General features: G+C 63.4%; 7 protein-coding genes and 1 pseudogene. 5 read left to right on the forward strand and 3 right to left on the reverse strand.

Going from position 1 to position 10,834, the window contains the following annotated elements; genetic code table 11:
- The first annotated feature begins 155 nt into the window (after positions 1 to 155).
- From D0550_RS28075 to hpnA, 5 genes are read left to right on the forward strand one after another with little or no spacing between them, the layout of a single operon-like run.
- The gene (locus D0550_RS28075; protein WP_116812526.1) at positions 156 to 1,310 is read left to right on the forward strand and encodes a squalene/phytoene synthase family protein; all 1,155 of its coding nucleotides are present in this window, start codon (positions 156 to 158) and stop codon (positions 1,308 to 1,310) included.
- An 18-nt stretch (positions 1,311 to 1,328) separates the two neighbouring features.
- Entirely contained in the window at positions 1,329 to 3,335 is a 2,007-nt protein-coding gene (gene shc, locus D0550_RS28080) for a squalene--hopene cyclase (protein WP_116812518.1), read from the forward strand.
- Entirely contained in the window at positions 3,332 to 4,048 is a 717-nt protein-coding gene (locus tag D0550_RS28085; RefSeq protein ID WP_161966101.1) for a phosphorylase family protein, read from the forward strand. The genes shc and D0550_RS28085 overlap by 4 nt, the downstream gene beginning before the upstream one ends.
- Positions 4,045 to 6,705, forward strand: a complete 2,661-nt coding sequence (locus tag D0550_RS28090) for an MMPL family transporter (protein ID WP_161966102.1) — start codon at positions 4,045 to 4,047, stop codon at positions 6,703 to 6,705. Before D0550_RS28085 ends, D0550_RS28090 begins: the two co-directional genes overlap by 4 nt.
- Positions 6,702 to 7,718 carry a hopanoid-associated sugar epimerase gene (gene hpnA / locus D0550_RS28095; RefSeq protein WP_116812521.1) on the forward strand — a complete coding sequence of 339 codons (1,017 nt, stop codon included), beginning with the start codon at positions 6,702 to 6,704 and terminating at the stop codon, positions 7,716 to 7,718. The genes D0550_RS28090 and hpnA overlap by 4 nt, the downstream gene beginning before the upstream one ends.
- Here hpnA and D0550_RS28100 read toward each other — a convergent pair whose 3' ends face one another.
- The 3 genes and pseudogenes from D0550_RS28100 to D0550_RS36985 form a co-directional block, all read right to left on the reverse strand.
- Positions 7,719 to 9,530 (reverse strand): flippase-like domain-containing protein, encoded by a 1,812-nt coding sequence (locus D0550_RS28100; protein ID WP_116812522.1) that lies wholly within the window; start codon positions 9,528 to 9,530, stop codon positions 7,719 to 7,721.
- Entirely contained in the window at positions 9,527 to 10,411 is an 885-nt protein-coding gene (gene hpnK, locus D0550_RS28105; protein WP_116812523.1) for a hopanoid biosynthesis-associated protein HpnK, read from the reverse strand. The genes D0550_RS28100 and hpnK overlap by 4 nt, the downstream gene beginning before the upstream one ends.
- A 20-nt stretch (positions 10,412 to 10,431) precedes the next feature.
- Positions 10,432 to 10,834: pseudogene (locus D0550_RS36985) on the reverse strand (hopanoid biosynthesis associated radical SAM protein HpnJ); the annotation flags it as partial.

The raw sequence follows: 10,834 nt of genomic DNA on the forward strand, positions 1-10,834 counted from the left end.
GCCGTCACCGTAGCTGACGGGTGACGGCCGGTGCGGACGTGCGCACAGTAGTGCACGTCGCGACGCGCAATCGGGCTCGTGACGAATGTTCGGATCAAATTGCAGCGTCGCGCATTTTTCACCGTCGTCTCCATGGTCGCGATCGAGGAGTCACGATGGTCCGCGCAACGTCTATTCTGCTTCGGCGCCCGCCGCTCCCCTTCGATCCCAGTCCCGGCGATCTCGCAGATAGCAGATCGACCGACGAGGCGTACCAGGAGTACATCCTGCCGCTGGTATCGAGAACGTTCGCGTTGACGATTCCGGAGCTGCCGGTACCGCTTCGCAGTGCAGTCACCACCGCTTATCTCCTGTGCCGCATCGCCGACAGCATCGAGGACGAGCCGCAGATTGGTTCGCGCACCAAGTTTCGATTGCTGGAGCGATTTGCGGACAGCGTCTGCGGCCAAGTGGAGCCGCGCGCGCTGGCGCAGGAAATCGCGCCGCTGCTGTCGGAGCACACCTTGCTTGCCGAGCGCGATCTGGTCGGCAATCTCGACCGCATCATCCGTCTGACCGAATCCTTGAGCACGAGGCAGCGGCGCCCGATCGAGCGCTGTCTGCGCATCATGTGCCAAGGCATGTATCACTATCAGGAGAACGCGAGCCTGAGCGGGCTCGAGCGGATGCAGGATCTCGACTCGTATTGTTATGTAGTCGCCGGCTGCGTCGGAGAGATGTTGACGGAGCTATTCGGCGCGCATTGTGCCGAGTTCGCGCGCAAGCAGTCGGACGTGCTCGCTCTAGCCGCCTCTTTCGGACAGGGGTTGCAGATGACCAACATCCTGAAGGACATGTGGGAGGACCGTGGCCGCGGCGCGTGCTGGTTGCCGCGCGAGGTGTTCGGCCGCTACCGCCTCGATGTCGAGCAGCTGCCGAGCTCGCACGATTCTGCTGCGTTCGCCGCTGGCTTGCGTGAGCTCGTCGGGTTCGCTCATGCGCACCTTCGCAATGCCTTGTCGTTCACGTTGGCCGTGCCGGCCGAAGAGGCGGGCATTCGACGCTTTTGTTTGCTTGCCATCGGCATGGCATTGCTGACGTTGCGCAAGATCCACCACAACCCGGGATTTACCGGCGGCGCGCAGGTCAAGATCGCGCGTACCGCGGTATTCACCACCAAAGTGCTGACCGATGTCGCGGTCGAGAGCGATTGGATGCTGCACCTGCTGTTCGAGCGAGCCGCGCACGGACTGCCGCTGCAGCCCATCGCGATTCGCCCGGCTCCGGTGCACAGCCGAGCCGCGCTGAGCGACCGCTCCGATCTTTGGTAACGCACGGCAGGATGCGGGATGAAACAGCCAGGCGGATCCGATTACGCCACGGCGTCGGCCCAGTCATTTGTCACCGTGGATGCTGTGGGCACGGCGGCGGCGATGCCTGCGAGCTGGATCCATCGCGTCGATCACGAACAGCTGCAACGAGGCATCGAGGCCGCGCGCGATGCATTGGTGCGCAGGCAGGCGCCCGAAGGGCATTGGGTGTTCGAGCTGGAAGCGGACTGCACGATTCCGGCCGAGTACATTTTGATGCTGCACTATCTCGGCGAGATCGACGCTGCCCTGGAGCAAAAGCTCGCGCATTACTTGCGCTCGCATCAAGCAGCTCACGGCGGTTGGCCGCTCTATCCCGACGGCGGTTTCGATATGAGCTGCAGCGTGAAGGTGTACTACGCCCTCAAGCTCGTTGGCGACAGCGAGGATGCAGCCCACATGTGCCGAGCCCGCGCAGCCATCTTGCAGCATGGCGGCGCTGCACGCGCCAACGTGTTCACACGCATCACGTTGGCACTGTTCGGTCAGGTCCCGTGGCGTGCGGTTCCTTATGTGCCGGTCGAGATCGTGCTTCTGCCGAAGTGGTTCGTATTCCACCTCGACAAGGTGTCTTACTGGTCGCGAACCGTGATGGTGCCGCTTTCAGTGCTTTGTACTCAGCGGCCGCAAGCAAAGAACCCACGTGGCATCGGCGTGCGAGAGCTATTCGTCGTCGATCCGGAGCAGGAGAGACATTACTTTCCGCCTTCGCGCGGCTGGCTCAGTCGCTGCTTCCGTGTGTTCGATCGGCTCGCGGCTTCGTGCGACGGTGCGGTACCGGCAAGCGTGCGCGCGCGTGCGCTCGAACGTGCGCGGATATGGACGCTGTCGCGCCTCAATGGCGAGCACGGACTCGGGGCAATCTTTCCTGCCATGGTGAATGCCTTGGAGGCGTTGGTCGTGCTCGGCCACGGTGAGAATGATCCGCAGCGTTGCGTCGCGAAGGGAGCGCTGCAGAAGTTACTCATCGATCGCGGCGACGATGCCTACTGCCAGCCGTGTGTGTCGCCAGTGTGGGATACGGGGCTCGCGTGCCTTGCCTTGCAGGAGGAAGGGAGTTCCACATCGTTGCATGCAGCTGAACGCGGGCTGCGCTGGCTGCAGCCATTACAAACGACGGATGATCGGCCCGCAGATTGGCGCGCCACCAGACCGATGCGTCGCGGCGGCGGCTGGGCCTTCCAGTATCGAAACGACTACTACCCGGACCTGGACGACACGGCCGTGGTTGCCTGGGCCATGGCGCAGTCCTCAGCGTGCGCGGACTATCACAGCAACATCGAGCGGGCGGCCGACTGGCTGGTGGTCATGCAAAGTCGCGATGGCGGCTTTGCGGCCTTCGATGCTGACAACACTTACTATTATCTGAACCACATCCCGTTCGCCGATCACGGCGCCTTGCTCGATCCGCCGACGAGTGACGTCAGCGCGCGTGTCGTGACATTGCTGGCGCAGCTGCGGCGCGCGCAGGACCGTACGGCGCTCGATCGCGCACTTCATTACTTGCGCCGGGAGCAGGAAGCGGAGGGGTGCTGGTTCGGACGTTGGGGCACCAACTACATCTATGGCACGTGGTCGGTGGTGACGGCGTTCCAGCACGCTGGCATCGGCCCAGAGGATCCGGCCGTGCAGCGTGCGGTGGACTGGCTGCAACGCATGCAGCATGGCGATGGCGGCTGGGGCGAAACCAACGACAGTTATCTCGATCGATCGCTTGCTGGGCAGATGTCCCGCAGTACTCCTTATCAGACGGCATGGGCGCTGCTGGCACTACTGGCCGCCGGTGCGCAGCGCTCGCCTGTCGTAGCACGAGGCGTTGCTTATCTCTTACGTACGCAGCGCTCAGACGGGCTCTGGGATGATCCGACCGCTACCGCACCGGGATTCCCGCGTGTCTTCTATCTCAAGTACCACGGTTACTCCGCCTATTTCCCGCTATGGACGCTTGCAAGGTATCGCAATTCGCTCGGCAGCACGACGGTGTGAAGCGCACCGGATTCATCACCGCGCTTGCTTCTGAGGCACGCACACTGCGTCCGGCCTTCGGCAGCTCGACAGCTAACGACGTCCTCATCGCAGTCGCAGGTATCGGCGCCACGGCGGCCGGCAGGGCGGCAGCAGCCGTGATGGAGGCAGGTGCCGATGCGTTGGTGAGTTGGGGCTACGCAGGTGGGCTTGCGCCGAATCTAAGCGCCGGCACGCTCGTCGTGCCCGATCGGATCGTATGCACCGATGGATCCGTCTTTGACACGGATGAAAGCTGGCGCGAGGCGTTGTCTGCACGTATCGCCGCCGGACAACAGGCGGTTCGCTGCGCAACCTTGCTCAGCTCGTCGCTGATACTTGCAGACGAAGAGTGCAAATCGAGGCACTTCCTTAGCAGTGGCGCGATTGCCGTGGACATGGAGAGTGCGGCCATTGCACGAGTGGCCCAGGCTTGGAATGTTCCTTTTCTGGCCGTTCGCGCCGTGCTCGATACGTCGGGCGAGCAACTGCCACGCGCGATCGCCGACGCCATCGGCCCCGAAGGCAAGTTGCGTTGGGCGCAGCTGTGGCGGGATGTGGTTTGTTCTCCACGGACCCTGCAGCAGCTGCTCGCACTGCGCAGCAACTATCGCGACGCGCGCCGAGCACTCATCGCGGCAGCTGGAGTGGGCCGGTCTCTCCTACATCCGAGCGACTCCGAGGTGGCAATGTGACGACGGCGCGCCAGGCATGCGAGGGCGCCCTGCGCAACTGGGTGCAGGCCAGCCAGGATCATGCGCGCGTCGTCTTGTTGCTGGCCGTTGCGCTCGCGGTAGTGTGCGCGATCTACGTCCAGGGACACTTCAGCGTAGACACGAACTCTGAGAATCTCATCTCCGAAAAGCTGCCGTGGCGTCGCGCGGTCATGGAGCTCGACCAGCTCTTCCCCGTGCTCAGCAACACGCTGGTCGTAGTCATCGAGAGTCACACTTCGGAGCTGGCTGACGAAGCGCAGCGGCAGCTGGTCGCGGCACTGTCCACTCGCAAGGATGTGATCAACGATGTGTTCGCGCTGGAGACCCAGCCGTTCTTTCGCCGTAACGGGTTGCTGTATCTGGAGCCGCAGCGCTTGCAGGCGCTAGCCGACGATCTCACCCGGGCGCAACCTTTCCTGGGCGCATTGCGTGCCGATCTGAGCCTGCATGGATTGTTCACGCTGCTCAGTCGGGCGTTGGAGAGGCCCAAGGATGCCCCGCAGATCGCGGCGGCACTGCCGAAGATCGCCGAAGCAGTTGCTGCCGCGCGCGAGCAGCGATTCTATCGATTGTCCTGGAGCGAGCTGACCGCGCCCGCGGCAAACGCTTCCGGACACTCCGAGATTCGCTTCATCGAGTTGGCGCCCAATCTGGACTACGCGAGTGTCCGGCCCGCCCACGAGGTCATCACCACGGTGCGCGCGAGCGTCGCACAGCTGCAGCTCACTCCCAATCACGATGTCACGGTGCGTCTCACCGGGTCGATAGCCATGGAAGATGAAGAGTTACTGAGCACGGCACGAGGCGCAGGTCTGGCATTGCTCGGCGCGCTCGGAGCCGTGATCGTGCTGCTCTATTTAACGTTGCGCTCGTTCGCGCTCGTGGCGGCCACGCTCGTCACCGTACTGTTCGGCTTGCTGGTCACCGTGACGTTCGCCTCGCTGGCGATCGGACATTTGAATCTCATCTCGCTGGCAGTCGGCGTGCTCTACATCGGACTGGGGATCAATTACGCGCTCTACTTGTGCATGGAGTATCGCGAGTTGCTCGGTCACGAGGTGGCACAGCGCGATGCCATGCCGCTCGCCGCCTGCCTTGTGGGCGCCTTCATGCTGGTTTGCGTAGCGACCACCTCGGCGGGATTTCTCGCCTTCGTGCCGACGTCATTCACGGCCATTGCCGATCTCGGCGTAATCACGGCATTTGGCATGGTCGCCGCAGTTGTTAGTACGCTGACGTTGCTGCCCGCGCTACTGACCATGTGGCGTCCCCGCGCAGACAAAGTGCAGTTGGTGCTGACGCAGGAGGATCTGCTGTCACGCTTGCTCAATTGGCCCGCGGGTCATGGCCGCGTGGTACTCACCGGGGGAGCGCTTGCGCTCGTCGTCGGACTACTCATTGCGCCTCGCGTGATCTTCGACCCGGACCCGCTCAATCTGCGCGACCCGCGCTCGGAATCGGTTGCGACGTTTCGCCGCCTGCAGTCGAATCCGGAGATTCCCACCATGACGCTGTCGGCGTTGACGCCGAACGCGCAGGCTGCGCAATCACTGGTGCAGAAGACTCAAGCGCTGCCGCTCGTGCTACGCGCGATGAGCATCAACGAATTCATCCCGCAGCAGCAGCCCGAGAAGCTGGCGATCATCGACGACCTCGCGCTGGTACTAGGGCCGCAGTTCGAAAGCGGCGGCGAGCAGCCGGCGATCGTCGCGCGTGAGGATGATCGCGAGAGTCTCGCATCGCTCATGAAGCAACTCGACCGAGTCGGTCAGCAATCTGGGGCGGCGGGCGCGAATGCCGCGGCACTGTCCTCCGAGCTGCAGCGCTTTCAGGAACAGATGGATGCAGCAGGCGGGACTGGCAGCGAGCGGCTGCTGCAATCGCTGCGTGAGACGCTGCTCGGCACGCTTCCGGCACGTCTCGCTGCTTTGGCTGACAGCCTGCAGGCCGAGCCTGTACAGCTCGCCGACTTGCCACGCCCGCTGTTCGTGCGCTGGGTCAGTGCCAATGGGACATATCGGGTCGAGATCTGGCCGCGCGAGGTGTTGGATCGCACCGAACGCATGCAGCAGTTCGTCGATCAAGTGCGCGAGGTGGCTCCCACTGCGGTTGGCCCAGCGCTGATCAGTCTGGAGTCGGGCCACGCTGTGGTTGCGGCGTTCCGCATGGCGTTCCTCTATTCGTTCATCGCGATCTCGATCCTGCTGCTGCTTTTGTTGCGCAATGTCGTCGATGCGCTGCTCGCGTTGCTGCCGCTCGCTGTGGCCATGATCCTGACGCTGGCGCTCATGGTGATCTTCGACATGAAGCTCAACTTCGCCAATGTCATTGCCTTGCCGCTGATCCTCGGCGTGGGGATCGACTATGGTGTTTATATCGTCCAGCGCGGGCGCGCGAGTGATGTCGGAACGAGGATCTTTCAATCTGGCGCGGCGCGTGCTGTGCTGTCGGGCGGCCTCATCACCGTGGCGAGCTTCGGCAACCTCATGTGGTCCTCCCATCCAGGCACCGCGAGTCTGGGACTCGTGCTGGCGCTCGGTCTGGGGCTGGCTTTGTTCTGCGCGCTCGTGTTCCTGCCGAGCATCATCTTACTGAGGCAGCGCCGGCGCGCTCTGCACGCGCAGAGGCCCGCATGAAGGCCCTCGTTACCGGTGCCACGGGATTTCTCGGTTCGGCGGTTCTGCGTCAGCTGCTCGCCAGCGGTTGGGAAGTGCGTGCGCTGGTGCGCTCCGGATCCAATCGGCGCAACGTGCAGCAGTTGCCGATCGAAGTTGCGGTTGGCGATCTCATCGACAGCACGTCGCTGGACGCAGCCTGCGGCGGCTGTGAGGCACTGTTCCATGTCGCTGCCGACTACCGCTTGTGGGCAAAGGACACCACCGAGCTCTACCGAAACAACGTCGAGGGCACTCGCAACGTCATGCGGGCTGCGTTGCAGGCGGACATGAAGCGCATCGTTTACACCAGTAGCGTCGCGACACTGGGATTGCGTACCGACGGTCAGCCCGGCGATGAGACTACGCCTTCCACCGAGGCGGACATGGTGGGGGATTACAAGCGCTCCAAGTACCTGGCGGAGCAGGTCGTCCGCCAGATGGCGCGCCATGGTGCGCCGATCGTGACTGTTAATCCGTCCACACCGATCGGTCCGCGCGACGTGAAGCCGACGCCGACCGGGCGGATGGTGCTCGACGCTGCCCGTGGGCGCACACCGGCGTATGTCGACACGGGTCTGAACATCGCGCACGTCGACGACGTCGCTGCGGGTCATCTGCTCGCGTATGAACGCGGGCGCATCGGCGAGCGCTACATTCTGGGCGGTGAGAATCTCACTTTGCGCGAGATTCTGACCATGGTGGCCGAATGTGCCCAACGCCGGCCGCCGACGGTGCGTCTGCCGCTGGGCATGGTCGTCCCCTTTGCGTATCTGTCGGAGGCGGTTGCTTTCAGCACGGGCCGAGCGCCACAGCTCACGCTCGACAGCCTGCGCATGGCGCGCAAGCACATGTTCTTCTCTTCCGCGAAGGCGCTGCGTGAGCTGGGATATCGATCCCGGCCGGCGCGGGTGGCGATCGCGGATGCTGTGCAATGGTTCGAGGAAGCTGGGTACTGCAAGCGCGCACGATATCGGGGACGCCGCGCGGTTTGATCAATCGCTGGCGGGCAACAGGCGATGTAACAAGCGCGCAACCGTCGGCACCAAACGCGGCCGAGCGAGACGCGCATCGTATCGTCCGAGCCGGCGGTCGTTTTCCGCGAGGCATAGCTCGATCAGCCTTCGCACGCTGACATCCAGCGACAGGTCCTGGTGTGCGCTCAACGTGAAATTCTCGCTCTCATTGCCTGTGTCCTTGCCGAGGTTGCGCGCGGTTCCGATGCGGCTGGCGATCTGCTTGAGGATGATCCAGCCGCAGCGCAGACGAAATGCCGGCCGGCGCCACCACGGCAGCTGCGTGCGGCGATACTGTACCCAGTTCACGAAGAACAGGATGTGCCGGGCTTCTTCCTGGACCACCGGTTCGAAAAGCTCCACCAGCCGCGGATCGAACATCTTGCTGTTGCGCGCCAGCTCGAACAGGCCGAATGCGAAGAACGAATCGAAACATTCGCCGAAGCCGCAGAAGAGAAAGTCGTGCTCGATATCTTGTGAGCAGTGCGGGACAGGGGATGAGACGGGGATGCCGTAATGGGCTGTGAGGCAGGCGAGGAGCTGCGCGTGGCGCCGCTCTTCTATTCCTTGTAGTGCGATCGCGGCGCGGATATCCGCGTCGGGCTCCAGTGCTGCGGCGGCAGCGACGGTACAGGAAGTAACATTTTCCGTGGACACCGCCTCCTGCCAGAACGGCAGGCCGACGAGGCGGGCTCGGGCCACCTCGTCGAGCGCTGGCCAGGCGGTCTGTTCCGGTACATATATGAGATGACTCTCGACGAAGAACTGTGCGAGCAGTTGGCGGTGCTCTGCCGATCCCGACTGCAGCCGGCCGGAACGTTTCGGGGTGAGCGCTCGTGCCTCGATCCACTGCCATCCCAGCAGGGCCGGCAACCCGAAGAGGACTTCGCGCATGCGCTTGGCAAGCGACAGGGCGAGTGCAGCTTCCTGAGGAATGCCGAGCAAGGCGGCCACGCCCATCAACGCCGCTTCCTGGGCGCCGAGCCCGGCCGGCACGAAGAAGATGAAGTGACGCACCGCTTGTGTCGTCGCTTCGAGGGCGATGCTTGCAGCCATGCTCACCGGCTGGTCCACCCAGCGCAGCACGAGCCAGGTCTCGAGTGCGCCGATGAGCAGACCTGCGATCTGATACAGGACGGCGGCACACAAGCGCAGCGGTGTCTGAAACAAGCTGCGCATCGCCTCATTGAGCGACATCGACCAGGCGATGATGTCGAAACGCCGCGCGAAGCGGCCTATCAGGCGTTGTGTGGCTTGGCCCAGCAAAGCGAACGTGCTTGGATTGCGCAGCAGTACCACCAGCAGCACGAGCAGCGGAACGGTGATCGCGAGCCAGAGTGTCACGTCATGGACCAGCCGCGGCTGATTTGTCACGTGGATCAGGCATAGCACGCCGAAGGCGACGAACAGGCATAGCGAGACGAGCGTCAGGAACAACTCGACGATGATGCTGGCGGCTGCTCGCGTCGTCTCGATGCCACGCAAGGCGAGCAGCCGCACGCCGACCAGCTCGCCGCCAATGTTGGCGACCGGCAGCAGTCGATTGACGGACTCACGGATGGCCGCGATAACGAACAGGACCCCGCTGCTCGGGCGATCCTTTTCCTCCAGCAGGCAGCGCCAACCCAATGTGTCGAGATACAGCGGGATGGCGTGGAACGGAACGATGAGCAGCAGGATCCATCCGGCACTGGCAAGCAGCTGGAGAATGGTTGCGGCGCCTTCGTGCAGCACCAGCCCGATCAGCACGAGCAGTCCGATGCATCCCGCAATCCGAACCGTGACGCTCATGTGCGCATCCACTGCCGACGATGCAACGCGTCGCTGTAGCCGCCGCGTGCAACGAAGGCGCTGCGCAGGATCGCTTGCACCCGCCGGCTGGTGAGGGCGGCAAGCTCGCGTTGGGAGTCTTCGGAGCCCGGATGTGAGTAGATTTCGGTGATACCGCTGGGCAAGTGCTGCAAGATGCGCAGCAGAGCGCGCGTATCCATCTGCCCGCTCGCGACCATGCCGAACATCCAGTCGTTGTGTAACAGGCCGGCACGCTCGATCTGACGCCGCATGAGCGTGAGCCACGGCGACAGGCCGGCGTGCTGCATTGCCTGGCTGATGCCAGAGGAATGTTCGTAGGCGAGCAGGGGCTCTCGCGGCCAGCGAATGGCTTGCATGCCAAACTCGCGTCCGACGTCGAGGATGATGCGCAACAGTGTCGGATGCACGTGAAAATGCTTGTGCGCGTTCACGTGATCGAGTTGCAGGCCCGTCGCGGCAAACGCCTTGAACTGTGCCCGTATTTCGCAGGACAGTTGCCGGCGCATTGTCGGTGAGAACGCGAACCGAAACGCATCGATCACCATGCGCTTGCCGAATCTGCCTGAGGCATCGACGAGTAGCGGGATCTGCGCGCGTTCCAGAATCGCTGAGCCGTCCACCAGCACGATGTGCAGGCCGACGCGCAGCTGCGGCAACCGCTGTGCGCGGCGCACGGCATCGGCGGCAGCAGACCCACTCACCATCAGGCTCGCCGCAGTCAGCACCCCGCGACGTGCCGCCAGCTCGACTGCTTCGTTTACCGATTCGCGTTCGCCGAAGTCATCCGCAGTGATGATTAGGAAGTCGCGCCGCGTTCGCGCTGCTCGTACCGTGCGGGAGTCGTCTGTCACAAAGAGCATGATGGCGGTGCACGCTCGTTTCAGCGCGCATGCAGGAAACGGAAGAATTCCACTCCTTCGCGCAGACGGCGCTTGGTCATCTCCCAGCTGGTCATCATCTCCATGGTCAGCTCGGCGATCTTGCGCGGGCGGAAGTAGAAGTTTTTTCGTAGAACGTCTCGACGCCGTGGAAGATCTGCTCGGCGGACAGATGCGGATAACTGATCGGCTCGATCTGCACGCCGTGCTCATCGACGAGATCCGCGGCGTTCTCGGACAGCCAGCCGTTTTTTGCGAGCGCCTGCTCATAGAGCTGTGTGCCCGGATAGGGCGCGGCGAGGGAGACCTGAATGGTGTGCGGATTGATCTCCTTGGCGAACTCGATCGTCTGGCGAATGGTCTGCTNGGTTTCGCCCGGCAATCCCAGGATGAACGTACCGTGGA

The sequence above is a fragment of the Steroidobacter cummioxidans genome, assembly GCF_003104955.1.

Coding starts and splice junctions, on each gene's coding strand:
- hpnA (WP_116812521.1), top strand. CDS start 6,702: ATGAAGGCCCTCGTTACCGGTGCCACGGGATTTCTCGGTTCGGCGGTT.
- hpnK (WP_116812523.1), bottom strand. CDS start 10,411: ATGCTCTTTGTGACAGACGACTCCCGCACGGTACGAGCAGCGCGAACG.
- shc (WP_116812518.1), top strand. CDS start 1,329: ATGAAACAGCCAGGCGGATCCGATTACGCCACGGCGTCGGCCCAGTCA.
- D0550_RS28100 (WP_116812522.1), bottom strand. CDS start 9,530: ATGAGCGTCACGGTTCGGATTGCGGGATGCATCGGACTGCTCGTGCTG.
- D0550_RS28075 (WP_116812526.1), top strand. CDS start 156: ATGGTCCGCGCAACGTCTATTCTGCTTCGGCGCCCGCCGCTCCCCTTC.